We start from the raw sequence: 26,128 nt of genomic DNA on the forward strand, positions 1-26,128 counted from the left end.
CTGCTCACCGGATACCCGCTGCTCACCGGATACCCGCTGCTCACCGGATACCCGCTGCTCACCGGATACCCGCTGCTCACCGGATACCCGGCACGAGGGTGTCCGGTGCTTGAGGGTATCCGCCGATCGCGCAACCATCAGTGGCCGCACCCTCACGGCCGTCTCAACGGCTACCCGGACAGCGGGGCCGCAGCGTTCGTGGGGATGCCGCGGTAGCCAGCCGGTCAGCTTCCGACCGCGTGCCTGCGCAACAGTTCGTCGGCCTCGCCCGGATCGTCGCTGCCCGACGCGGGCTGCTGCGAGCCGGGTACCGATGTCGCTGTCGGGCCAGCGGTCAGCCCGCCATGTGTCCCCGGTGGGTTGACCTGCACCCGGCCCGGCCTGGAGGTGTTCGGACGGCCAGCTGTCCGGGCAGCCGGCCGGGCAGCGCCCGCCGACCCGGGCGTCTGCCCGGGGTCCTGGGCGCCATCCGCCTCAGCGGCATCCGCGGAGCCGTCGGCATCGGCGTTCCCGGCGGCCTCCGCGGCGAACTCGACGTCGTCGGGGCCGGCGTGTGCGTACTCCGGATCGCTGGCGGCGTCAGCTGCGGCGACTTGCGCGGTGGCCGTCCGGCGCCGGGCGGGATCGTCCGCAGCCTGGCCGTGGGCCGTGCCACCAGCGGCCGGACCGTCGATCACGGACCTGTCGACAGTGAACCTGTCAACAGCCGTGCCGTCGATGACGGTGCCCTCAAGGACCTGTCCTCGTGGGAAGCCACCGGCCGCCATGGTCCGGGCGGCGGCAGCGGCGACCCGCGAAAGATCCACCGTCTGTGCGTTCGCCACCGCAAGATCGTCTTCGGAGACGCCGCGGCCGGCGGGCGCGCCATGGGGACCCGCGGCCGGGTCGGACAGCCGGAACGGTTCGCTATCAGACGCCCAGGGCCCGGCTGCGCTACCGCCCGCGTCACCACCAAGGCCGGTGCCAGCGGCACCCGGGCCGGGCATCCGGTAGCCGTACCGGACGGCGCGCTCGGCGGCGATCCGCCGGTCCAGCGCGAAGCGGGAGGCGCGCAGCCGCCGCTCGGCCTGGGCCGTCCTGCGCAGGTGCGCGACATAGCCGACAACAGCCGCGTCCGCCAGGATCTGGATGGCGATCCACACGCCGCCCAGCAGCCCGGCGAGCAACGCGGTCACCGGAATCACGGCCAGCAGGACGAACAGCCGCCGCCTGCGCAGCCGAATCAGAGCCCGCCGGTCGGTGTTCGTGCCAGCGGCGGCATGCGGACGGGTCGGGGAAGCGGGCGGACGTGCCACGGGAACACCACGCCACTGCCCGCCGGGGCTCCCACCAGGCCCGTGCGTGACCCGCACCGATGTGGGGGGCCGCGCCGACGTGAGGGGTCGAGCCGACGTGGGGGGCCGAGCCGACGTGGGGGGCCGAGCCTGCTCGGCCATCCGAATCGGCTCACCGTCGTCCGGATCATCGTCACCCGGACCAGAAGAAGCAGCCGGCCGCATCGCGAACTCCCTGTCCAGCCGCGACGCCCCTCGGCGTGACAGGACGCGCATCGCCGTAGTGAAACGTTCCGCCGATCGCTGTTCCAGCGTGCTGTCATGATGCCTCACCCACATCGGGATAAGCACGAAACCCCAGACCGCGACGATCGCGAGCCAGATCAGCGCGCTCATGACCGCGTGTCCGGAAGACGGCATCGGACCGCGAACCACGAAGCGTCCGTACGAGCCTCAGGCGGCGCGGACTGCCGTACAGGCGAGTTGACCATGGACGGTGGCCTTCCTGCCGACTCGGATATCGAAGATGACGTTGGCGGACCCGGACCCCGCATGTCGACCGCGCCGAAAACGAGGGGCTCCGGCGGCCCGATCATGGGCGTTCGCGCCGGGGAGGATAGGGACGCCCGGCGGCGCGACGCCTCTATCCTCAGGCGCTTCGAGGAACGCTAGTGAGCGAATACCGTCCGGTCACCGACCCGAAGAGCGCGTGTCGCGGCATCGCAGCCCACATCACGTTCACGCTTAGTAACTGAATTGAGGTCGAGAAAAGCCAACCGGGCCGACCAACATCACGAAACGGCGACTCACGCAGCACAAAAGGATCTTAACGGACAGACAAACCACGACAACCATCCCTACGTGTGGCCGACGTCACATCTGAAAGTAGATGTTTGACTACTCTCAGTTAATGTCGGGTAGGCGCTGTTGATCTCAGCTATCTGGCGTGCGGACGCTGTGCCAGCGGTTCAGCAGCCCTTCCGGAGCGTCCTCCATGGTGATGGCGTAGCTGATGTGGTCCCGGTAAGCCCCGCCGATCGCCAGATAGCGCCGGTGGAACCCCTCCTCGCGGAAMCCGAGCTTTTCCACCACCCGCCGGCTCGCGGTGTTCTCCGGCCGGACGTGCGCCTCCACCCGGTGCAGCGCCACCGCGGTGAAAGAGTGATCCACCACCAGCGCCAATGCGGTCGGGGTTATCCCAYGGCCGGCATACATACGGTCAACCCAGTAACCGACATGGCCGCTGTTCAACGCGCCACGAACGATCGTGGAAACGGTGATCTGCCCTACCAGCCGGCCCTCGAACGTCACGGCGAACGGCAGGGCCTGACCAAGACGTGCCTGCCGCCGCAACCGCCGCACCATCTGGAGGTAAACCCCGACGGTCTGGCGCTGCGCCCACGCGTCATCGGTGGCGGGCAGAGCCTTCGGTGTCGCCTCCCACGGCGCGAGCCAGTCGCCGTTCCGCARCCGGATGTCGACCCAGGTCGCGGCCTCGCGCAGCCGCAGGGGACGCACACCCACCGGCCCGTCCGTGAGACTCACCGGCCACCCGGGCGCCCTCATCCCGTCTTCTTCCGCGGGCTCCGGCCGGCGTCCGCCGCGTCATCGGCGTAATCGTGACGGCCGTCRCGGGAGCCGGCGTGATGATGCTCCCCGCCGCCCCTGATCTGCGCAACGGCATGCCCGACCACGCCGGCGAGCACGGCCATCCCGTCGGCGACGCCACCGGTGGAGCCCGGCAGGTTCACCACCAGCGTTCCGTCCCGCACACCGGCGATCCCGCGGGAGAGGACCGCCGTCGGGACCGTCGCCCGGCCGGCCGCGCGCAGCGCCTCGGCGAGCCCGGGAACCTCACGGTCGATCACCAGCCGGGTCGCCTCCGGTGTGACGTCCCTGGGTGCGAGCCCGGTGCCGCCGGTGGTGACGACCAGATGGGCCCCGGCGCGCACCGCCGCCGTCAGCGCGGCCACGATCGCGTCGGACTCGTCCGGGACGACGACCACGTCGTCGACGGCGAACCCGATCCGGCCGAGCGCCCCGGCCGCCAGCGGCCCGGAGCGGTCGGCGTACCCGCCGGTGTGCGCGCGGTCCGAAACGGTGATCACCCGGGCGCGGGCCCCGGCCGGCACCCCCGACGACCCGGCCGGCGTTCCCGGGGCTGTCTGCTCTCCTGGCGGCTCTCCGGGCGGCCCGGCCGGCGTCCCCGCCTGGCTCACCGTGGCGCTCCCGCRTCCGGCGCGGCGGTGGCCGGGTGGCGCCGCCAGTCACCCGACCGCCCACCGGTCTTCACCAGCAGTTGGACGTCGGTGAGCGTCGCGGCCGGATCGACCGCCTTGACCATGTCGTGCAGCGTGAGCCCGGCCACCGCGACCGCGGTCAACGCCTCCATCTCCACACCGGTGCGGTCCGTCGTCCGGACGGTCGCGGTGATCTCAACACCGTGGTCGTGGACGTCGACGTCGACCCGGACCCCCGACAGCGCGATCGGATGGCACAGCGGGATGAGCTCGGACGTGCGCTTGGCGCCCATGATGCCCGCCACCCTGGCCACCCCGAGCGCGTCCCCCTTGGGCACGCCGGCCCCGCGGAGCAGGTCGACGACGGCGGGGGCCACCCGCAGGCAGCCGCGGGCCGTCGCCGTCCGCGCGGTCACCTCCTTGGCGGAGACGTCGACCATCCGGGCGGCACCGGTGGCGTCCACGTGGGTCAGCTTCGGCCCGTCCGGCTCGGTCACCCGCCCACCTCCACGCGCCGCCGGTCGGCCGGCAGCGCCCCGCCGAGGCGGCCGGCAGCCGTCACCTCGTCGTCAAGCAGCAGCGCGGTCAGCTCCCGCCCGGCCGGCACCTCACCGCCGTCCGCCGGAACGATCAACAGCGCGTCCGCGGCCGCCAGCGCCGACATCTGGTGGGCGCCCTGGCCACCGGTGAGATGCGCCACGGGCGGTCGGCCCTCGCCGCCATCGGCCAGCCGGACCCGCAGGTACGAGCGCCGGCCCGCGGCGGCCCGCACCGGCTGGGCCGTCGTGACCACCAGCGTCGGACGGTGCACGAACGCGAGCCCGCGCATCCGCCGCAACGCGGGCCTGACGAACAGCTCGAACGACACCAGCGCGCTGACCGGATTACCAGGCAGGGTGAACACGGGCACACCGTCGAGCACCCCGAATCCCTGCGGCATCCCGGGCCGCATGGCGAGCCGCTCGAAACGGACCGTCCCCGCGGCGGCGAGGACCTGTTTGACCACGTCGAAGGCGCCCACACTCACCCCGCCGGTAGTGATCACAGCGTCGGTGTCGGTGCGGACGTCGCCGAGCAGCGCGGCGAACGCGTCCGGGGAGTCGGGCACGCCGGCAAGCCGCCGGACCCGCGCGCCCGCCTCCCGCGCCGCCGCCGCCACCGCGTGGCTGTTGGAGTCGACGATCTGCCCGGGTCCGAGCGTCCCACCGACCTCGACCAGCTCGCTGCCGGTCGACAGGACCGCCACCCGGGGACGCGGGTGGACGGTGGGCGCCGCCACGTTCAGGGCCGCGAGCAGGCCGATCTGGGCCGCGCCGAGCAGCCGCCCGGCGGGCAGGACCAGGTCGCCGACGGCCACGTCCTCCCCGGCCCGCCGGATGTTCTGTCCGGGCACGGGCGCGCGCGCCACGGTGACCTGGTCCATCCTGCCGTCGGTCCACTCGATCTGGACGACGGTGTCGGCGCCGGGCGGCAACGGCGCCCCCGTCATGATCCGAACGGCGGTGCCGGGCGCCACCGGCGCCGGGGTGCCCGGCGCGGCCGGGATGTCCCCGGTGACCGGCAGGGTCACCGGGTGGTCGGGGCCGGCGCCGGCGACGTCCGCGGCGTGCAGGGCATAGCCGTCCATGGCCGAGTTGTCGAACCCGGGCAGGGCGGTGGCCGCGTGCAGGTCGGCGGCGAGCACGCAGCCGTGGGCGGAGCCCAGCGGTAACGGCCGTGGGGGTAACGGGCCGACCGCGGCGAGGATGTCGGCGAGGTGTGCGTCCACCGACTTCACGTCGATCGCCTCACGCCCATCGCCTCCACGCCGCCAGGCCCGCCGGCCACCACACCTGTCACCGGACCTGTCACCGGCCGGGCTCTCACGGACCGGGGTCCGCCTTGGGGCCGCCGGCGGAGACATACTCCTCCAGCCACGGGTAGAGCTCCCCGCCGATGTCCGGCCGCTCACAGGCGAGCCGGATCACGGCCTTGAGATAGTCCACCCGGTCACCGGTGTCGTACCGGCGCCCGGTGAAGACCACCCCGTGGACGGGCTCGCCCGCATCGTCGCCGAGGTGGGCCAGCGTCCGCAAGGCGTCGGTGAGCTGGATCTCGTTCCCACGGCCGGGCGGCGTCCGCCGCAACACGTCGAAGACCGCTGGTGACAGGACGTACCGGCCAATGATCGCGAGGTTGCTGGGCGCCTCGTCGACCGGGGGCTTCTCCACCAGGTCCCGGATGCGGACGGTCTGGTAGCGCTCCCCCGCCGGCCCGACGGCCGTCGGGTCGACCGTCGCCACCCCGTACAACGAGACAAGATCTTCTGGAACCTCCATGAGGCCGACGACGCTGCCGCCGAAACGCTCCCGCACCGCGAGCATCTCCACCAACAGCGGATCACGCTCGTCGATCAGGTCGTCGCCGAGCAGGACCGCGAAGGGCTCGTCGCCGACGTGCCCGGCCGCGCACAGCACGGCGTGGCCGAGCCCCCGCGGGGCCTGCTGGCGGACCGAGTGCACCTCGGCGAGCTCGGCCGACGCGCGGATGCGTCCCAGCCGGGTCGTGTCACCCTTGCGTTCCAGGGCCGCCTCGAGTTCGGCCTCCCGGTCGAAATGGTCCTCCACCGCCTTCTTGGTGCGGCTCGTGACAAGAAGCACATCCCGCAGACCGGCGCGGGAAGCCTCCTCCACCACATACTCGATGGCCGGCCGGTCGACGACCGGGAGCATCTCCTTGGGCAGGGACTTGGTCGCCGGCAGGAACCTGGTGCCGAGGCCCGCAGCCGGAATCACCGCCTTCTTTACTGACATGGGCGAAACCATAGCCGCTCGACGGAGGGGTCGGTGGTTTCCATCGCGGCCACAGTGGTTTCACCTACAGCTTCCCTACAGCTTCCGTAGCCGTAGGCGGAAACGGTCGCTGTCGTGACGGTTTCCGCCTACAGGACCACTGTCACCGCTGTCACCGCTGTCGTGCGTGTTCAGGGCAGGCTGGCCAGCTCGCGGCGCAGGCCGGCGAGTTCCCGGCGCAGGTTGGCCCGGGCCATCGGTTCCCAGTGCCGGGACGCCCAGGGCGTGGTGTAGACGCGCTGATCGAGCAGCGTGCGCAGCACGGCGGCCCGGCCGGAGACCCAGCGCTCCTGCGAGACCCAGGCATACTCCCGCCGCACCCTGCGGGCGTAGACGTCGTACGCGGGCGCCGGCCGGGCCAGCACCCGCAGATCCGCGTCGTTGACCACGGCTTCGTCCGGGCCCGTGGACAGGTGGGTCGCGGTCGCCCGCACCAGCCGGTCGACGTCGACGGCCACCGACCGTGGACAGCCCAGAGCGGTCAATGTGGCGGCCGCGAGTTCGCCCGATCGGGCCTCGTTGTCACTCGTCCGCGTGTCGTAGACCGCGTCGTGGAAGAAGACCGCGAGTCTGCAGGCGGGCAGCGCGGACGTCGGGTTGTCCGCTCCGCCCGGCCGAGCCCACCCGCCGTCCCGTTCTCGGCCGCCTGCCCAGTCCCGGTCCTGCTCCCGGCCGCGGTCCCGATCGGCCGTGACGAGCAGCCGCAGCGCGGCCAACGTCTCACTCACGTGACGCAGCGTGTGGTAAAAGCGGCCGGGCTCGCAGTAGCGGAGAGCGAGATTCTCGAATGCGGACGCCCGTTCGGCGGCATCCGCCCGCGCACCCGCCGACAGCAGGGCGGCGTCGAACGACCGCGCCAGCGACGACAGCACCACCGTGTCCACCGGACCTCCCCCGTGGCCACGGGCGCAGCCCCGTGGCCTCACAACCGTGACCCACCAACCGTGACTCACCGTGCCCATGAACGGACTTCGGTTCGACCATGAGTACGTTCCGTGCAGCTACACCCCAGAAATAACCAAGTCAACCAACAAAAGATTATAAAAATAACATTGTAACAACATCGTCACAGCATCGAACCAAAAACGGATCATAACGATGCCGCGTACGCGGCATCACCCCGACCAAAGATCGATATCGATTTGACCGGATATGCGGCCCAGATCCATATGTCGATCCGTACGTCCCCGGCAGCCGCCGTGGCCCTGGCGGGAGCCCTCAGCTCTCAGCCGTCGGACGGGCCCCAGCCGCCGCCGCCGGGAGTACGGATCGTGACGACCGACCCGGCCGCCAGTTCCAGACCTGCCTTGGGAGGCAGCCGCACACCGTCCACCTCGTTGYGCCCCACCGCGCCCGGCCCGCCGCCGGCAGCGCCCCGCGGGGCGTGCCGGCGGCGGTCGGTGAGCAACGACAGGGTGGCCTCCTGAAGCACCCGGATCGAGCGCACCAGCCCCGCGCCACCGGGATGCCGACCAGCCCCGGAGGTGGCCATGTCGAGCTCGTAGCGTTCGACCCGCATCGGGTACTCCAGCTCCAGGGCCTCGATCGGGGTGTTCAGGGTGTTGGTCATGCCCACGTGCACACCGGACGGCCCCGGCCCGCGCGCGGACGCGCCCTGGCCACCGGCGAGCGTCTCGTAGTACGTCCACCCCCGCCCGCCGATGATCAGATTGTTCATCGTGCCCTGTCCCTGCGCGGGCAGGACCGGGCCGTCGCCGGGCCCGCGCCGCCCGGCCCCGTCGCCCGCCGTGGGCCCACCAGCCCCGCGGGCCGTGCGGGCCGCGACGGCCTGGGACAGGGCCGCCAGCACCGTGTCGGCGATCCGCTGGGACGTCTCGACGTTGCCGGCGACCACGGCGGACGGCCGGCGCGCGTCCACCAGGGATCCGGGCTGCGTCAGTACCTCCAGTGGGGCGTAGGTGCCGTCGTTCGCCGGAACGTCCTCGGGCAGCAGCACCCGCAGCGCGAAACAGCAGGCCGACCGGGTGACCGCCCGCGGGCAGTTCACGTTGCCGGGCACCGCCGGCGAGGTGCCCGCGAAGTCGACCGTCAGCGCGTCGCCGTCGATCGTCACCGCCACCCGGATCGGGATGTCGTCGTCGGTCACGCCGTCGCCCTCGACCTCGCCGGCGGCAGTGTACCGGCCGTCTGGCAGCCCCGCGATCATCGCCCGGGACCGTCGCTCGCCGTAGGCCAGCACTTCGGTGAACGCCGTCAGCACGACGTCCAGGCCACGGCGTTCGATCAGTTCGGCCAGCCTGGTGCCGGCCAGCTGGTTCGCCGCGGCCTGGGCCCGCAGGTCGCCGCGGCGCAGCTGCGGGGTGCGCGAGTTCGCGCAGATCAGCTCGAGGATGTCGGTGCGCCACTCACCGTCCGCGATCAGCCGCACCGGCGGGATGATGAGCCCCTCCGCGTAGATCTCCCGCGAGTCGGCCGGCATCGACCCGGGGCGCATGCCACCCATGTCCGAGTGGTGCGCCCGGGTCGCGGCAAAGGCGATGATCTCGCCGTCCGCCGCCAGCGGTGACACGAGCGTGACGTCGGGCAGGTGGTTCCCGCCGGCGAACGGGTCGTTGAGCACCCACACCTCGCCGGGCAGGGCGCCGCGTGCGGCCACCGCCCGCACCGACTCGTACATGGCGCCGAGGTGCACGGGGACGTGCGCGGCCTGGGCGATCATCCGGCCGGCCCTGTCGAAGAGAGCGGCCGAGCAGTCGCGACGTTCCTTGATGTTGGACGAGTAGGCGCTGCGGACCAGCAGCGTCCCCATCTCCTCGGCGATCCCGGCGAGCCCGCTCGCCAGTACCGACAGCGTCACCGGGTCCACCCGGCCATCTTCGCCCGCTATCGGACGCCTGTCACGAATCGGCCGGCCATGCCGGCGGCCCGCCTGGCGCCAGCCCACACGACCGGGCGCACGGCCACGGCCACGGCCACCAGCATGGCCCGCCCACCGGTACCGCCGATACCAGTAATATTCGTCAAATATCCGAAAAAACGTCGTTCTTCGCCCGTTCCCGCCGCACCGGGGACATCGAAAAGGTCATTTTGCGCCGTTTCACCGGCGAGTACGAAGATTTCCCGGGTGCGTACCTCCCGGCCCGGACGGGCACTGGTACGGTCGGGCCTCGTTCCGGTCGGCGCGGGGCCGGCGGGCGGCGGCCGGGAACAAAGCGGCCAGAAACAAACGGCAGGGAACAGGAACGGCGCTTTGTCGAGCGAACCAGGACTGCGGGCGGCACGGCTTCCGACGCGGCTGGAACGCTCCCGCGCGCGTCCGCCGGTCGGCGTCCGAACCGGCCGCCTCATCACCGTGCCGCAGCCTGCCACCGGGCGGGCCGACCAGCGCCAGGGCGGGACGGCGCCGACCCGTGGACCGACGGGACGGCACCGCGCCGGCCCGCGGCCGGGCCGTGGGGAGAACATCGCACGTAACGGGGAATCCTTGGGGACCGGGGATTTCTGGTAGTCGGAGGTGGGTATGCGCAAGTTCGTCGTCATGGGCGTGCAGGGCAGCGGCAAGGGCACGCAGGCGAAAATGCTCGCCGACGACCTTGATCTCGTCCATATCAGCGTGGGCGACATTTTTCGCTGGAACGTGCAGAGCCATACCAAACTGGGCGCCCAGGTCAAACGCATCGTCGCCAGCGGCCATCTGGTCGGTGACGACCTGGTCGAGTCGGTGGTCCGGGACAGGCTCGCCAGTCACGACTGGAACTACGGTTTCGTCATCGACGGTTTCCCCCGTAACGCCCGGCAGGCCGAGTTCTTCCTGGAAAGCTACGATATCGACGGAGTGATCTACCTGGACCTGCCGGACGAGGAGGTCTACCGGCGGGTGCTGGCCAGACGCCTGTGCTCCCGATGCGGGCTGGACTACAACCTCATCGCCAGCCGCCCCCGGGTGGCGGACACCTGCGACGTCTGCGGCGGCCAGCTGCTGACCCGCTCGGACGACAACCCCGAGGCGCTCGAGGTCCGCCTGCGTGAATACCACGCCAGGACCAGACCGGTGATGGAGATCTTCCAACGCAAGGAGTATGTGGCGGTCATCGACGCCCGGCGGCCGGCCGTCGACGTCCAGACCGAGATCCGCGAGCACTTCGACCTGCCCAAGCTGCCGTAGCCCGGCGGCCACCGGCACAGCGCCGGAGCGGAACCGGCACCGGGCCGACGCGGAACCGACACCGGGCCAGCGCGCAGCCGTCGCCGCGTGGTGCGCCACGACGTCCGTCCCTACGTCGTGGCGCAAGGGATACGGTACGGCCGGCGGGTCATGCTGGATTCAGACGCATCCCGACCAGCTGGCCGGGACGTACATGCGGTGCCCCACCGTATCCGGTGCACGACGTCAGGTAGTCCTCGAGAGGAGAACGTTTCCGCTATGGGCAACGAGCAGCTCGTCCGGCCCGCGCCGGTCAGCGGATTCCCCGAGTGGCTGCCCGAGGTGCGGCTGATCGAGCTGCGCTGGCTCGACGAGATCCGCCGGGCCTTCGAGCGCTACGGTTTCTGTTCGGTCGAAACCCCGTCCGTCGAAGCCCTCGACGTGCTGCTCGCGAAGGGAGAGACCTCGCAGGAGGTCTACACCCTGCGCCGGCTGCAGGCCGATGACGGTGACGACGGCGACGCCCGGCTCGGCCTGCACTTCGACCTCACCGTGCCGTTCGCCCGGTACGTCGCACAGCACTTCAATGACCTGGTCTTCCCGTTCAAGCGCTACCAGGTGCAGCGGGTCTGGCGCGGCGAGCGCCCACAGGAAGGCCGCTACCGGGAATTCACCCAGTGTGATATCGACGTCATCAACGTCGACCGCGTCCCGCTGTACTTCGACGCCGAACTCCCCCGCATCGCCCACGAGATCCTCACCGGGCTCGGCGTCCCCGCCTGGTCGATCAACATCAACAACCGGAAGGTGCTGCAGGGCTTCTACGCCGGGCTCGGCATCGACGACCCGCTCGGCGTCATCCGGATCGCGGACAAGCTGGACAAGATAGGCACCGCCGGCGTCGAGAAACTGCTCGCCAGCACGCTCGGGCTCACCCCCGAGCAGATCACCGCCTGCCTGGACCTCGCCCACATCCGCGGCGGCGACGCCGGTGTGGCCGACGACATCCGCCGACTCGGCGTCACCTCCGACCTGCTGGACGAAGGTCTGGACGAACTGTCGTTCGTCCTCGACGAGCTCTCCGACCTGCCCGCCGGCAGCATCGTGGCGGACCTGTCCATCGCCCGCGGCCTGGACTACTACACCGGCACCGTCTACGAGGGGAAGTTCGTCGACTGGCCGGACTACGGCAGCATCTGCTCGGGCGGCCGCTACGCCGACCTCGCCGGGTCGTTCATCCGCCGTCACCTGCCCGGCGTCGGGATATCCATCGGGCTCACCCGGATCTTCGCCAAGCTCCTGGCCGAGGGACGCCTGGAAACCGCCGCCAGCTGCCCCAGCGACATCCTGGTGGTGCTCCCCAACGACGACCGCCGGGCCGAGGCGAGGGCTACGGCCGCACGTCTGCGCGCCCGCGGCTACAACGTCGAGACCTACCACGAGGCCGACAAGCTGGGAAAACAGATCCGCTACGCGTCACGCAAGGGCATCCCGTTCGTCTGGTTCCCACCGTTCGAGGACGGCAAGCCGCACGAGGTCAAGAACATGGCCAGCGGCGAACAGCTCACCGCCGACCCCCAGACCTGGCACCGCCCCTGACCCAGCGCTGTCCCGCGGTCAGGCAGCCGCGGTGAACGCCCGCAGCTCGCCTCGCAGCCGCTCGTGCTCGTCGACGAGCACGGCGTCCCAGGTGTCCGGCAGCCCCGCGCCGTCGACCGTCACCTGCCCGCTGAGCCCTTCGCGCAGGCCGCGCAGACACTCCCGCAGTTCCTTCGCGGACGGGGGAACGACAGCCCGTCCCGTCCGCGCGGCCTTTTCCTTCCCGTGCGAGGYCGGGCTGGCGTTACGGTATTCGGCGATCTTCCTGGCCTGGGGAATGTGCTGGTGAAGCGTGTACCAGCCGTTTCCGCCTTTCTTGCCCAGCGTTCCCTCGCACAGCACGGCCGCCCGCACTGCACAGCCCCAGGGATCGCTCTCCGCCAGCGGCTCCACCAGGTRGAGCCGGGCTCGCAGGAGGAGCAACGGCAGGCGCGCCGGGTCGTCCGGCAGACCGATGGATGCCAGCCACCGCGGGTCGGGCGCCGTGGACGGCCCGATGAAAGCCAGCCTTCGTGCTCTGTCGGCAAGAGGCCGCAACCACTGGGCGGAGCCCTGGCCGAGCAGTGCCACCGCGGCGCTGACGTCCAGGCACTCGAGCGCGGAAAGCGCGACCCGAGCCAGTTCGGCGTCACCGGCGACACGGTTGAGCACGGCGTCCTGGTCGATTTCGACGATCGACCTGTCCGAGCCCGCGGCGTCACGCCGTATCGCCACCAGCCGGGTCGGGCAGGCAGCCGACAGGCCCCATTCGATACCGGCGAGCAACACCCCGAGCCCCTGCGGTTTCGGGCCCGTGCCCACGACGGCCCAGACCTCCTTGACCGCGTCGAGATCGCCTTCCGCCTGGAGCGCGTCCCAGACGTCCCAGCGAATGTGGTCGAGATCGTCGAAATCCGTCCCGCATTTCTGGATGACACGGCAGTCGACGTCACTTCTGCGTGCCTTCGTCTCCCACAGCCGGCCGACGGGCTCACTCTGCTCGGAGACGAGAATCCGGATGAGCGGTTCGACGCCTTCGCGCTGCGCCTGCTGGATGAGGGCATCCAGACGGGGCGTCGGCGGGTCGGCGCCCTCAATCGGATCCGCGCCCAGCGCAAGCAGGATCAGAGCGCGCCGACTACCGAGATAACTCCACCGCGGATAACCGAGTTCCACGATCTTCTCGTCATACCCGGGCAGATAACTCTGGGTTTCGAGAAACCGGCGGATGATCCCCAGGTCTCGCGGGTTGGTCCGGTTCACGTGTACCAGATCCTTGGCCGCCATTTCGGCGTCCCGCGCCCGCGGCTCAAGCAGCAGATCGAGCGCGGACGTCGGCGCTCCCCGCGCGGCGCGCGCGGCACGTAGCTTCCTGATCTCAGGAGGAAACAGTTTGTCTCCCGCGGCGCGGGTTCGCCGGTCGGGAAAGCGACGCCTGATCAGATCGCCGAGCCACGCGTCGAGATCGGCGTCGACGCCGGCCGAACCGTCCCGGGCTGCGAGGTTACGGACGCGGGCTTTCAGCCACGCGTCGAAGAGCATGCCGTCGACCACCTCACGCCGGTCGATCCGTTCCAGGAGAACCCTGGCCAGCTCCTCCTCGCCGGTATCGTTCTCGTCGATGCCATCAACGCTCTCGGCCACCAGGATCTGACGGTCACGACGGCGTTGCCACAGTTCGGCATTGTCCGGGTCACGGGTGACCATAGACGAATAGAACCGGTGCCGGACGAGCCAGCGGTCGTCGTTCTCGTTCGCGCTCGGCACTTTCTCGCTCGGCAGGATGCGGTGGCCACCACGCTCGGCCAGGAGCACCAGATGCGGCTCCACCTCGCTTTCGAGCGCCCCGATCACCAACCCCATCGCCGCGTTGGTGGCGCCGCCGCCGAAAGTGATGTCGACGTGCAACAGCACACCAGCGTCACGAAGCTCTCGCAGCCGCCGGCGTATCACCGGCCGAGTCCCCGCGAGATATGGCCCGTCGGCTTCGAGAAGTTCGACGGCCCCCGGTGGAAAACCGACGCCGTACAGGCCGTCGAATTCCAGCCGATCCTTGATCACCTCGCCGAGCGAAAGCGTCTGGCCCGCATCAGCGGGCTGGCCGGCACGGGGCCTGGTAACAACGAGAACGACCCGGTCGTACTGTGGGGCGCCGGCCGCGAACACCGCGATCAGCGGTGTTTTTCGTGCCGGGTCGACGCTCGTCGTCAACAGGCGTCCGGCTTCGTCCGGGCCGGCCGCGACGAGCTCGGCGAGCCGTTCCCAGAACTGCTCCCCGGATGACGCACCGAGGTCGGCGGCACCGRTGAGATGGACGAGGATACGGCAGGCGCTCATGGTCTGGCGGTCAGTGACCATCATGTCTCACCCTTCGTGGTCGCTGGTCGACCCGTCACCTTTTCCTGACGGACGGGTGGCCTATCGTCCTGTCCGTCTCCGCCGTCCGCGTCATCCGTCAGATACGGGTGGGGGACCGCCGGTCCCGATCCCGTTCCTTCAAGGGCGGGACCGGCGGTTACGGGGGAAGCAGAGATCCCTACCCGGAGTAGTCGCGATTGTCAGGGGCAGCCCGCGGTCCCATCCGTCAGGGACGGGTGGGTGGACATCCCTGGAGGGATTGAAACTCCGGTGGCCGCGGGCCTCGTCCGTCAGGAGTGAGTGGCCGGGCAACCGTCGTCCCGGTGGCGGGAGGACGGCACGCGGGGCACGGCAACACGGGAAGCGCACGGGAAGCGCACGGGAAGGACCAGCAGATGGGCGTCACCTGTCACGTCGTCCTCATCGAGACATCGGGGAACCAGAGCTTCATCTTCGAGACCACGAAGCGCCGGGAGAACGTCGGCGCCTCCGAGCTCATCTACCGGCTCGAACGCTGGACGCGTGACGCGCTGCGGGACGAGTTCCCCGGCTTCGACCCGGACTGGCGGATCATCGACGGCCGTGACGCGCAGCTGCTGGTGGCCGCGGCCGGCGGCGGCAAGGTGGTCGTCCGCGACCCGGGCAGGGGAAGAGCCCTGGTCAGCAGGGTGACGGCACGGGCGTTGCGGGAGGCTCCCGGCCTGGATGTGTGCGGCGTGGTCGGCGAACGCTTCGACTGGGAGGGCATCCACCGGGAGGCGGACCGGCCACCGGTCAGCCTGCTCGCCAGGCGGTGCCGCGAGGTCCACGAGGCGCTGCCGCGGGTCAGAGCTGACCGGCCCGGCCCGGCGAGCCGCTTCCCGCGCATCCCGATCGTGGACGAGTGCGCGGCCAGCGGCCTGCCCGCCCACGACGTGATCACGGAGGGTGAAGGCCCACGATCACGCCAGCCCCGGGCCCGCCCGTCCCTGGCCAAGCGGGAAGCCAGGGACGCCGGATTCCGCCGGCTGGCGGACAACGCCGAGATCTCGAAGGAGAAACTGGAGAGGATCGCCGATCATCTGGAGGGCGTGCCCGACTGGGTCGCCGTCGTCCACGCGGACGGCAACAGCCTCGGCCACCTGTTCACCGACCTGGGCACCGCGGGCGGTGGCGACACGCCGAGCGGCAGCGACACACCAGGCGGCAGCGACGCCGCGGTCCACAGCGACAGCTCGGAGCACAGCGACAGCCCGGCCAGCGACGGCAGCCCGACCAGCGACCGTTATGCCGACGCCCTCGGGCCGTTCTCGAAAGCCGTCGACGCGTGCACGGTCAGGGCGTTCCGTGTGGCACTGGCGCACTGCAAGCAGGTGCTCCCCCACGGTCACGACGTCGATGGCGAAGTGCCGGTGCTGCCGCTGGTACTCGGTGGCGACGACCTCACGGTGATCTGCACCGGCTCCGTCGCGCTGGCCTTCACCGAGGCGTATCTCGTCGCCTTCGAGGAGGCCACCCGCGATCATCCGGACATCCGGCAACAGGCACCGGACGGGCTCACCGCCTGCGCCGGGGTGGCCGTCGTCAAACCGCACTTCCCGTTCTCCGCCGCCTACGACCTGGCCGAGGAACTGACGAAGGAGGCGAAGAAAACCGTCAAACGGTATTCGGTGCCCCACGGGCCATCCGCGGACGGCTCCGTAGACGACCCCGTGGACGGCTCCGCGGCCCCGGACACACCGTCGGCGGCGCCGGGAGGAGCGCGGCAGTCCCGCAGCCGGACACGGATACGGCCGCGGGCGTCCGCGTTCTCCTTCCACGTCCTCTACGACAGCGGTGGCAGCGATCCCGCCCACCTGCGCGACCGGATGCGGGTCGCGCCCGGCGCGGCCGACATCGCGGCCGAGCCCGACCCGTCGCGGCGCCGGGAGCTGCGCGCCCTGCTGTACGCGCAGCCCTACGTGGTCACCCGTGACATGCGTGAGCCGTGGACGCTGGGACGGCACTGGGACGACCTCGCCCGGCGGGTGGCGGCGCTCACCGCCACCGTCGACCCGGCCGCCGGAACCGACACCAGCCGCACCGGGGCCAGCCGCACCGGGGCCAGCGGAACCGGTATCGACCCGACGGCCGGGGCGGACGACCGCAAGCTGCCGGCCAGCCAGATGCACGACCTGCGGGAGGCGTTGTTCTCCGGACGGGACGCCGCTGACGGCCGCTTCCGCCAACTGCTGGCGCGCTACCGCGACCGGGGGCTCGATCTCTTCGCCGGCCCTGGCTCCCCCAACGGCCTCGGCTCCCGCGGCAGCTCCGACGTCCCGGACAGCTCCGGTGCCCGCGACGGCTCCGGTGCCCGCGACGGCTCCGCCGCCGGCACGGTCGCGGCCGGCGGCGACGAGTCGCTGTTCTGGCGGATCAGCGATCAGGGCCTGCTCGACGGACAGCCGGGCCAGGTCATCGAACCGCCGGTCACCGGGCTGCTCGACGCGATGAACGCGGTCCACCTCATGGGTGACCTCCCGGACCGGCACAACCACACCCGGCGACACGACCGTCACCACCTCCCGGCGGGAGCGGACGGCGAGCCGACGACGACGGGGGCATCGGCATGACAGAGCCGCACGACACGACCACGCACCCGGCTGGCGACCTCACGTTCGAACTGGTCCTGCACATGGACAGCGACTGGCACTGCGGCACCGGCCTGGGCGTTCCCGGTGGGGTCAACAAACTGGTCAACACCGACCACGACGGCCTGCCGTTCGTGCCCGGCAAGACCCTGACCGGCGTGTGGCGGGACGCCTGCGAGCTCGCCGCCGCCGCGCTCGACGGCTCCCCGGCCCCGCTCCCGGACGCCACCGCACCGGCCGACGCGGCTGGAACCGCCGGCACGACCGGGGGGTGGCACGCCTGGGTCGAGTTCCTGTTCGGCAGCCAGCCCGCCCTGTCCGTGGGGGACGCGCCCGCCGGGGAACGCCCCCGTCCGGCGGCCCTGTCGGTGCGCCCGGCACGGTATCCGGCGGAACTCGCGGCAGCGCTGCGCCCGGACAGCCGGCGCGCGCTGCGTGACGCGACCACGTTCGTCCGCCCCGGGGTGAAGATCGACCCGGACACCGGGCGGGTGGCGGAGAAGTTCCTCCGCTTCGAGCAGATGGCGCGCTGCGGCGTCCAACTGACCGCGCGGGCGACGCTCGCGGGCTGGTCGGCCCCCCGCCCCGACGAGGCGGGCCATGGGGCGGGCCGGGCGGCAGGCCTGGACGACGACGGCCGGTGGGCGGCCACCGCGGTGCTGCTGCTCGGGGCACGGTTGGTGGAGTCCATCGGCGGCAAGCGCCGGCGGGGCTCGGGCCGCTGCCGCCTCGACGTCACCCAGGTCACCCGGGTCGAACCCGCCGCGGCCGAAGCATCTGCGCCGGCGCCGGTGCCGGCGCTGCCGACGCTGGAGGACGTCGCCGCCTGGCTGCGGGCACGCGGCGGCGTCGCCCCGCCCGTCCCCGCCGTGCCCGAGGAGACGGCGGCCTCACCCGCCCCGAGGCGTCCGGACCGCTCCGACTGGGAGAGCATCGCTCTGCGGATACATCTGGACACGCCGCTGATCGCGCAGGAGCGCACCATTGGCAACGCCGTGCGGTCGCTGGACTTCGTGCCCGGATCGGTGCTGTTGCCCGGCGTCCTGCGGCGGCTGGCCACGGCCGATGGAGCGGCCCGCGGGGCGGCCGGCGGATGGGATCCCGACGCGCTCGCCCGCGTCGGCGACCTCGTCGTGACCAACGCGACCGTCGACGTGGCCGGCGAGCGCGGCCGCCCGCTGCCCCGGACCTGGCTCCACCCGAAGGACGACGAGACCGCGGCAGTCAACCGGCTGGTCGAGACGCCGTCGGAAGCGGGCGCCGCGCCCAGGGCGTACAAGGGCACCTATGTCGGCGCGTCACCTGTCGACCATGTCGGCACGGCGCCTGTCAGTGCGGCACCGCCGGAACCTGGGACGGCGCCCGTGCCGGGACCCGCATCGGAGCCCACGGCAGCGCCCACGGCGGACGAACCGAACCCGCCCGCAATCACCATCCGTAAACGGCATCTGACGATCCATACCCACAACGTCATCGACGACCGGCGGCAGCGGCCCACAGCGGACGTGGTCGGCCTGTACACCTACGAAGCGCTCGCCGCCGGGTCGATGCTGCGGGCGGAGGTCCGGGTACGGGCCGGCCTGCTGCCCGCGGGGGCGCAGGCCGCGCTCGCCGGCGCGTGGGCGCTCGGACGCTCCGCCAAGGACGACTACGGGCAGGTCACCGTGGCCGTCGAGGGCCCGCCGGCGCCGTGGACGTCACCCCCGACAGCCACGACGTCCCCAGCAGCCACGACGTCCCCGACGGCCACGGCATCCCCGGTGACCGCGACGCCACCGGCATCCCCGGCGCCGGACGCGCGGGCCAGCGGAGCGGACACCGGCCAGGATGGGACGATCACCGTCTGGCTGCTGTCGGACGTCCTGATCCGGGACCGGCGGCTGCGCCCGTCGACCGACCCCCGCGAGTTCGCCGACCAGCTCGGCGCCGGGCTGGGGGTACGCCTGGAGCTCCAGGAGGCCGCCGCCTCCGAGTGGCTGATCAACCGGGCGACAGCGGTCCGACGGGCCGAGTCGTGGCAGCGGAGCTGGGGCCTGCCCCGCCCGACCCTGCTGGGGCTCACCGCCGGCAGCGTCCTGACCTTCACCGTGCGCGGGCGGCTCTCCCGCGAGAGGCTCGACCAGGTGCTGGCCGCCGGCATCGGCGAACGCACCGCCGAGGGCTTCGGCCAGATCGCCGTCGACGACCCACTGCTGCGGGCACGCCCAGGCCGGCTACGGACGTACCCGCCACCCGGTGGCGATCATGAGATGCCGCTCGTCACCGAACAGGACCAGGCCGCGTACGCGACGGCGCTGGTCATCGAACGGGAGGCGTGGCGGGCGCACATCCGGCGCGCCTCGGCCGCCATCGCCGCGACGCCCGAGGGACGTCAGGAGGCGCTCGGGCTCACCGCCACCGGCGGGGACGCCGCCGAGCGGGTGAACCCGACCCAGCTCGGCGGGCTGCGAGCCGTCCTGAGCCGGCTGGAGGAGGACGACGAGATCGACTACTGGCTGGACCGCCTGGCCGAAAACTGGTCRGGCCCGGCCTGTCAGCGGGCGTACCGGCGGATCAGGCCGCTGCTGCGGGACCGTTCCAGGGTCTGGGTGCTGCTCGGCCTCGGCCCGGGAGGCGACAGCGACACGGCCCACGAGGACGCGGCCCACGGGCTGACCATCACCGACAACGGAGCGCAGCGGCTGCGAGACGACACCGGGCTGTGGGCGGAAGCGGTTCGCACGCTCGTCACGAGCTGTCTGAGCGCCCACCACCGGGCGGTGGCCGGCGCCGACGCGCCAGGCAGCACGGACGACCAGGTCCACGACGACCGGATCCACGACGAGGTGAGGGTATGACCAGGTCGAACAGCGCGGCCGGACCGGTTCCCGCCGCGCCCGCCGGCCCACCGCCGGTCCCACCCGCGGCCCCGGCCGGCAGGCGGACCGAGCGCGCCGGGCGGGCGATGGTCCGCCGGCTGCGGGTCCGCGGCTGGCTGCGGCTGGAGACACCGCTGCACGTCGGAGGCGTCGGCGACGACCCGTCCATCGACCTGGCGCTGGCCGTGGACGGGCTGTCACGGCTGTACGTACCGGGTACCAGCCTCGCGGGCGCGCTGCGCGCCTTCGCCGGCCGCTCGATCGCCGACCGGCTGGTCCTCGACGGCATCTGGGGCAACGTTCCGCAGAACAGCATCCGGGCAAACGGTTCCCGGCAGAACTCCGACAACGGCTCCAGCGGTTCCGGCGGCTCCGACGACGGCTCGACGAGTCGGATCGTCGTGCACGACGGTCTGGTCACCACCGGCACCGATCTCGACTCCCCGTTCCCACCGTCCCGGGTCGAGGCCCGCACGGGCATCGGCATCGACCGGGTGCTGGGGACCGTCGCCGAGGGCTTCCTCTACGGCCGGGCCGTGCTCCCCCGCGGCGCCTACCTGCGGCTGGGCATCGACCTGGAGTCGCCCTACCCGGAGCGGGACGCCGACTCGGCCACGGCGATGCTCGGCACCCTGCTGCTCGCGCTCGCCGGGGGCCGGGTCCGGCTCGGCGCGGCCCGCACCCGCGGTCTCGGCTCCGTCGTCCTGGCCGGTGAACCGGAGATCGTGGAGCAACGCTTCGACAGCATGGACGGGCTGCTCAGCGCCCTCGGCCTGCCACCGGCCACCGAAACCACCGGGACCGCCGGGACTGCGGCCGGCACCGCGCTGACGCCGGCGGATCTCGGCGGCAGGGACCCGGACGCCGATCTACTCAGGGTGACCATCGCCTGGCGTCCGACGTCCCCGGTGATGGTGCGCTCCGCGGTGGACGGGCTCTCGATCGACGCGCTTCCCCTGGTCAGCGGGGTCGGCGGCGACGAGGTGGCGCTCGTCCTGCCCGGCAGCTCGATCAAGGGTGCGCTGCGGTCGCATGCGGAGCGTATCGAACGGACCGCCCGTGCCCGCGACGCCGCCCATCCGCTCAACGTACCGGCCGGGCCGCGGCGGTCGGCCCGGTTCCGGGAACAGCTCGACGACCTCGCGGCGGTGAACGCCCTGTTCGGTTCCGCCGGCACGGCCGCCAGCGGAACCGAATACGGATACGGCGGAGGAAACGGCAACGGGAACGATGGTGGCGACGGCCGCGCCGCGCGGGCGCCACGCGGCGTCGGGGCGCTCGGCGCGGACGACTGCTACTCGAAGCCAGCCATCCCCGCCGATCTCTGGCGCGCGCTGAACGGCGCGCACGTCACCGGCCTGAGCGAGCCGTCCGACAGCGGCCCGACCCGGTCGTGGGACAAGGCCCGGGCCCAGGTGCCGCCGGAGGTCCGTAAGCGCCTGCGGAAGCTCGGCATGGACCAGGCCGACCATGTCGCCATCGACCGCTGGACGGGCGGCGCCGCGGACAAGCGCCTGTACAGCACCCTCGAACCACACCATGTCGCCTGGCAGGACCTGCGCCTGACCGTCGACCTGCGACGGCTGAACCGCTTCGACACCGCATCGGCGGGCTTCGGCAACCAGGCGGACTCCGGCGACCCGGCGGACTCCGGCAACCAGGTGAGTACGGCCGGCGAAAGCGACGGAAGCGGTACGGAACGCGGGAACGACGCAGGCAGCGACGGGGACGGCGACGGCCTGGCACGGCCGGCGCTTGCGCTGCTGCTCCTCGTCCTGCGGGACCTGCGAGCCGGACGGCTCCGGCTCGGCCACGGCGTGAACCGCGGCCACGGCGACATCGCCGTGGAATCGGTCAGAATCAGCGGCTTCCCCGGGCTCCCCGACACGGAACGTGATTTCGACGATCTGCTCCGGGAGCCGGCGGTCGCCGCCTACACCCGGAGCTGGCAGGACTACCTCGATCGGGACCGTCTCGATCAGGAGCGCCCCGACAAGGACCGCGCGGACGGGAGGCCGCTGTGACAACCCACACCGCCGCCATCACCACCCTGCACACCGGCAGGTCGACGAAGATCTCGCTGCCGGACGCGATCCGCCAGGCCGACATCGGCGACGCCGTGGCACTGCTGGCGAGCGCGCGAAAGTACACGGTGGCCAGGCTGTCCGGCGGCCGGCTGACCGTGCCCGGCAGCCGCTCGTTCGCGGACGGGGCCGGCGTCGCCGACACGTCCACCGAACGGGAACTGCCGCTGCCGGCATCAGGCCCCGCCGCCGTCTTCGAAGCGCGGATCTTCAACCGGGACGCGGAGCTGCGCTGGCTGCACGAGCGTGACGGGCTCGGTACGGCCGTGCTCCTGTCGGAGTCGCCGGCGCTCTGCCAGCCCCCCGGCTGGCTGTTCGGCGAGCCCGATGAGCCCAGCGAGCCCGACAGGCCCGTCGCCCCGCTGACAGCCATCGACAGGATCGACAACAAATACCTGCTGTGGGGCCGACCGCTGCGTCCATATGGCTCGCAGAACCCGAACACCTCGCAGGCCCCGGACGTCCCGCAGAGCGCGGACGCTCCCAGCGGGCCGGTGTGGGTGCGTCTGGYCGAAGCCCGGATCGGCCTGCTCGACGTGCCGGTGCCGCGCGCCCCCCACGAGGACGAATGCGTCTTCCTGGAGACCGTCGAGTACGTGACGACCGAGCCCGAGCACGGCAACGCCTATGTCGCCGAGGAACGGCTCGTCGGCCTGTTTCCCGCGCTGCTGGAGCGCCCCGCAACCGCCGGCGGCCCCCGCCGGCCCGGCCCTCTCCCGGAGGTGACCCGATGAGCAGCCGCTCCGGCGTCGTGAGCTGGAAGACCACCCAGGACGGCACCCGCCGACTCGTCATCGTCGAGGCGAGCGGAGGCGAGCGACGCCTCGACCGCCGCTTCCTCGACCCGGCATTGGCCACGTTGGGTGATGAGGACCTGGCCGGCCGCCCCGTCGAATACGACTGGACGGGCGGCCGGGCCAAGCGCATCCGCGACAAGGGTGCCCCCGCCACAGCCACCCCCGAGAGCGCGGCGGCCGAATCCTCCTCGTCCCATTCGGCACCGGCCGGGCCAACGCAGGCCGGATCGGCGCAGGCCGGAGGCGCGCACGCCGGGTCGTCGGCGCAGGGCGGGACAGCGCAGGGCGGCACGCCCACCCAGCCGACACGGCCGCGGCCTCGGCCGGCTCCGGCATCCCAGCAGCGGGTCACCCGTCAGCCGCCGCGCCACATGGCGCCGGCCCGGCCGTCCCGCCGTGCGGGGTCAGGCGGGTGGCAGACGGGCGCCCCTGGTATCCCGGGCGAGACGCGGCAGCGCCCGCCCGAGCCGCTGAACGCGTTCGTCAACCCGTACGGGTTCGTCCCGGCGCCGCGCCGCGACGAACGGCACCAGGCCCTCGGCGACGTCGGCGACCCCACCGACCGCGACCGCCTACCCGGTCACGACCGACTCCGCGAGTACCGCTGGTCGGGCACGATCGGCGTCACCCTCACCGTGGGCACACCGCTCCTGCTGCTGGACACCCCCTTCCTCGAACGCTCCAAGGACACCGGACACGCCACATACCCGGTACTGGAACGGAAAGTGATCACACCTGACGGCCGCGAGGAGACCCGGCCGCACCTGCCCGCGACCGCGGTGAAGGGCATGCTGCGCACCGCCTACGAGGCGGTGACCAACTCCCGGTTCGGCGTGTTCACCGGTCACAACGGCCGACTCGGCTACCGGATGGCGGCCCGCGACGGGCTCGCCTCCATCCCGGCACGGGTGATCGGCAACGGCGGCGCCGCCAAGATCGAGCTGCTGCCCGGGACGACGCCCGCGGGCCATCAGGGCCGCCACGGTTCGCCCATGCACGCGGCCTGGCTGCCGAGCTACTGGACGGCGGACGGTGCGCGCAACGTCCGCGACCGCGCCGCCACCAAGGCCGACTTCAACATCATGATGCCGGACGGGTCACGGCCCAGGCATGGCCAGTTGGTCCGGGCGCGCATCCAGCTCGTCCAGCATCACAGGTGGGACCGTCGGTCGGAAAGCCACGAACCCGACTTCCAGCTCTGGTGGGTGCGCGCGCTCGCCGAGCCCGGCCAGGAGCCGGGGCACGCGCCGCTGCAGCCCTCGAAGCGGCCGCGGGCGTCCTGGTACGAGCCGCTCGGCCCGGAGAAGGTGGTCGACGGCTGGGTGTGCGTCACCAACCGGAACATCGACCGCAAGCACGACGAACGGGTCTTCTTCTTCGACCCGGACAACGACCTGCGGGAGACCTACGAGCTCGACAAGCGGCTGCGGGGCATCTGGCGCGACATCATCAACGGCTACGCGGCGGCGCACCGCCCCGGTGAGCTGAAGGAGCCTGACCCCAAAACCCCCGGGGCACTCGTATCGAGCCGCCACCTGGTTCCGCCGAAGAGCACGGAACCGGAGAAACTCACCAACGGTGATCTGATCTATGTCCGGCTGGACGCCCGCGGTGAGATCGACAGCCTGTATCCGGTGACGATCGCGCGCGAGCTGTTCAGCGTCCCGCCGAGCGAGCTGCTGCCCTCGTCGCTGCGACCCGCGGACACGATCAGCGAGCTGTCCCCCGCGGACCGGGTGTTCGGCTGGGTCCGCACCGAGGAGCGGCCCAGGGCCGGGGCTGGGGCTGAGGCCGGGGGCCGGCGCGAAAAGCGCTCCGGCTCCAACCGCGGCGGCTGGAGCGACCGCGGCGGCTGGAGCGACCGCGGCGGCTGGGATGAGCGGGACGGCGGGGACGGCCGGGGCGACCCGGCCGGCGCCTGGCTCGGCGCCGTGCGCATCGGCCCGGTGCGCTGCGACCATGCGTCGGACGCGCCCGCCGACAGAAAGCGCCTCCCGCCGTCGGCCGGCGGGCCCGCCGTGGAGCGTTTCCAGAATCCGGGCCTGCCGCTGGCGATTCTCGGCCAGCCGAAACCCGGCCAGGGCCGTTTCTACCTCGGCGCCGAACGCAACGGCCATCCCGCGCCGCTGCCGGCCGGGCTGCCCAAGGGAAGCTGGTTCGTCTCCGAAGGCCGGGTGCTGCGCGGACGCAAGGTCTACCCACATCACGCAGGCCTGCCCGACGGCTACTGGCAGGACCCGGCCACCGACCGCACCCAGATCCTGGACGGCGGGCGCTACCAGGAATACCGTCGACCACGAAAGTCCGCGATACCCGAGAACAATCCACGCGCGAACCCGCTGAACCGCGACGGAACCGCGTTCACCACCCTCACCAGGGGCGGGCCGCAGGACGAGAACCGTGACGACCAGAACCGGTCGATAAAAGGCTGGGTCCGGCCCGGCACGACGTTCACCTTCACCGTCGACGTCCGTAATCTGACCGGGGCCGAGCTGGGCGCGCTGCTGTGGCTGCTCGACCTGGGCACCGATGAGCCGAGCCGTTTCCACCGGCTGGGCCTGGGCAAGCCGCTGGGTTTCGGCAGCGTCCGGCTCACCGTCGACCCGGCCCGTACGGACCTGCGCACCGGCGAGTCATGGGCTGAGTACTATCGCTCGATCACTCCGGACGAGCCTGTTTCGAACGGTTTTCCCGCGGCGGCCCGGGAAACCGTCGAAGAGTTCCGGCAGGCGGTGGCCGGCGGCGATGCCGGGCAGTTCGAGAGGGTCCCACACATCCGGGCGYTCCTCGCCGCCGCCAGCGGCGATCCGTCCACTCCCGTGCACTATCCACGGGTCCGCCCGACTGGCCTGCGCGTCGACGTCCCGGTCCCGCCCGACCCCCGCGGCCGCTCGTTCGAGTGGTTCGTCCAGAACGAACGGCAGGGCCGCGACGTCCAGGGTAGCCGCGGCACCAGTCTCCCCGACCTCGGCGCTCTCCCCCTCCCCGTCTACCCCGGAAAGGACCGATAACAACAGGACCGACAACGGCAGCGGTCCCTTCCAAAACGTCACCCATACCGCACGCCCCCACTCCGCATCCAGCCGAAGTATCGGTGAACCATGAGATTGAGGGAACAAGTGGTCGCTACAGCAGCCACTTTCACCCTCAATCTCATGAGCACAGGGGAGCGGCAGAAAATCCTGATCCCTGTTCTCGGGGTGAGGATCGGGATGGCCTGCGGAAACACCTGGCCATCGTCCGCCTGGCACACCGCCGCTCGGACAGTCCCTGGATCTGTGGGTGGCGGGTCCGCACGAGGGACTGTTTCAAGATCGGTGTTTCCGGCCCGACACGCCGGGCCCTCGGGGTCCGGCGGGATGGGCACTGTGAGTGATGACATCGGGTGATATGA

16 protein-coding genes and 1 pseudogene are annotated in these 26,128 nt (G+C 71.8%); 8 read left to right on the forward strand and 9 right to left on the reverse strand.

Features of this window, described 5'->3' with window-relative positions:
* Nucleotides 1-216 (forward strand): annotated as a pseudogene (locus BL254_RS27430) (hypothetical protein); the annotation flags it as partial.
* An 8-nt stretch (nt 217-224) separates the two neighbouring features.
* Here BL254_RS27430 and BL254_RS22365 read toward each other — a convergent pair.
* The 8 genes from BL254_RS22365 to BL254_RS22400 form a co-directional block, all read right to left on the reverse strand.
* Nucleotides 225-1,694 (reverse strand): hypothetical protein, encoded by a 1,470-nt coding sequence (locus BL254_RS22365; RefSeq protein WP_371391197.1) that lies wholly within the window; start codon nt 1,692-1,694, stop codon nt 225-227.
* A gap of 513 nt (nt 1,695-2,207) precedes the next feature.
* Entirely contained in the window at nt 2,208-2,840 is a 633-nt protein-coding gene (locus BL254_RS22370; protein WP_076845001.1) for a GNAT family N-acetyltransferase, read from the reverse strand.
* A complete protein-coding gene (locus BL254_RS22375; protein WP_052914910.1) occupies nt 2,837-3,493 on the reverse strand; it encodes a MogA/MoaB family molybdenum cofactor biosynthesis protein in 657 nt (218 codons plus the stop codon). The genes BL254_RS22370 and BL254_RS22375 overlap by 4 nt, the downstream gene beginning before the upstream one ends.
* Nucleotides 3,490-4,011: a cyclic pyranopterin monophosphate synthase MoaC gene (gene moaC, locus BL254_RS22380; RefSeq protein ID WP_076845003.1), complete on the reverse strand. Its 522-nt coding sequence runs from the start codon at nt 4,009-4,011 to the stop codon at nt 3,490-3,492. The genes BL254_RS22375 and moaC overlap by 4 nt, the downstream gene beginning before the upstream one ends.
* A complete protein-coding gene (gene glp / locus BL254_RS22385; RefSeq protein WP_047224784.1) occupies nt 4,008-5,291 on the reverse strand; it encodes a gephyrin-like molybdotransferase Glp in 1,284 nt (427 codons plus the stop codon). Before glp ends, moaC begins: the two co-directional genes overlap by 4 nt.
* An 85-nt stretch (nt 5,292-5,376) precedes the next feature.
* Nucleotides 5,377-6,306 (reverse strand): UTP--glucose-1-phosphate uridylyltransferase, encoded by a 930-nt coding sequence (locus tag BL254_RS22390; protein ID WP_047224772.1) that lies wholly within the window; start codon nt 6,304-6,306, stop codon nt 5,377-5,379.
* Nucleotides 6,307-6,476: 170 nt separating this feature from the next.
* On the reverse strand, nt 6,477-7,229 hold the full coding sequence (locus BL254_RS22395) for a hypothetical protein (protein WP_052914911.1): 753 nt from the start codon (nt 7,227-7,229) through the stop codon (nt 6,477-6,479).
* A 341-nt stretch (nt 7,230-7,570) separates the two neighbouring features.
* The gene (locus tag BL254_RS22400; protein ID WP_083731310.1) at nt 7,571-9,172 is read right to left on the reverse strand and encodes a hydantoinase B/oxoprolinase family protein; all 1,602 of its coding nucleotides are present in this window, start codon (nt 9,170-9,172) and stop codon (nt 7,571-7,573) included.
* A 654-nt stretch (nt 9,173-9,826) separates the two neighbouring features.
* Here BL254_RS22400 and BL254_RS22405 point away from each other — a divergent pair.
* Together BL254_RS22405 and hisS are read left to right on the forward strand one after the other, a co-directional pair.
* Entirely contained in the window at nt 9,827-10,471 is a 645-nt protein-coding gene (locus BL254_RS22405; RefSeq protein ID WP_047224774.1) for a nucleoside monophosphate kinase, read from the forward strand.
* Nucleotides 10,472-10,729: 258 nt separating this feature from the next.
* Complete coding sequence (gene hisS / locus BL254_RS22410) at nt 10,730-12,049, forward strand: histidine--tRNA ligase (RefSeq protein ID WP_047224775.1); 1,320 nt, start codon at nt 10,730-10,732, stop codon at nt 12,047-12,049.
* 18 nt (nt 12,050-12,067) lie between these two features.
* Here the strand turns inward: hisS and BL254_RS22415 are convergent, their stop codons facing one another.
* The gene (locus BL254_RS22415) at nt 12,068-14,389 is read right to left on the reverse strand and encodes a hypothetical protein (RefSeq protein WP_076845006.1); all 2,322 of its coding nucleotides are present in this window, start codon (nt 14,387-14,389) and stop codon (nt 12,068-12,070) included.
* A 392-nt stretch (nt 14,390-14,781) separates the two neighbouring features.
* On the opposite strand from BL254_RS22415, the gene BL254_RS22420 reads away from it, so the two are divergent.
* From BL254_RS22420 to BL254_RS22440, 5 genes are read left to right on the forward strand one after another with little or no spacing between them, the layout of a single operon-like run.
* A complete protein-coding gene (locus BL254_RS22420; protein ID WP_076845008.1) occupies nt 14,782-16,977 on the forward strand; it encodes a Cas10/Cmr2 second palm domain-containing protein in 2,196 nt (731 codons plus the stop codon).
* Nucleotides 16,974-19,832, forward strand: a complete 2,859-nt coding sequence (locus BL254_RS22425) for an RAMP superfamily CRISPR-associated protein (protein ID WP_047224778.1) — start codon at nt 16,974-16,976, stop codon at nt 19,830-19,832. The genes BL254_RS22420 and BL254_RS22425 overlap by 4 nt, the downstream gene beginning before the upstream one ends.
* On the forward strand, nt 19,829-21,877 hold the full coding sequence (locus BL254_RS22430; protein ID WP_052914912.1) for an RAMP superfamily CRISPR-associated protein: 2,049 nt from the start codon (nt 19,829-19,831) through the stop codon (nt 21,875-21,877). Before BL254_RS22425 ends, BL254_RS22430 begins: the two co-directional genes overlap by 4 nt.
* Complete coding sequence (csx19, locus tag BL254_RS22435) at nt 21,874-22,671, forward strand: CRISPR-associated protein Csx19 (RefSeq protein ID WP_076845010.1); 798 nt, start codon at nt 21,874-21,876, stop codon at nt 22,669-22,671. The genes BL254_RS22430 and csx19 overlap by 4 nt, the downstream gene beginning before the upstream one ends.
* Nucleotides 22,668-25,745 (forward strand): TIGR03986 family CRISPR-associated RAMP protein, encoded by a 3,078-nt coding sequence (locus BL254_RS22440; protein WP_076845012.1) that lies wholly within the window; start codon nt 22,668-22,670, stop codon nt 25,743-25,745. The genes csx19 and BL254_RS22440 overlap by 4 nt, the downstream gene beginning before the upstream one ends.
* The last annotated feature ends 383 nt before the right edge of the window (nt 25,746-26,128 follow it).

Source organism: Protofrankia sp. BMG5.30, from assembly GCF_001983005.1.
GTDB classification, from domain to species: Bacteria; Actinomycetota; Actinomycetes; order Frankiales; family Frankiaceae; genus Protofrankia; species Protofrankia coriariae.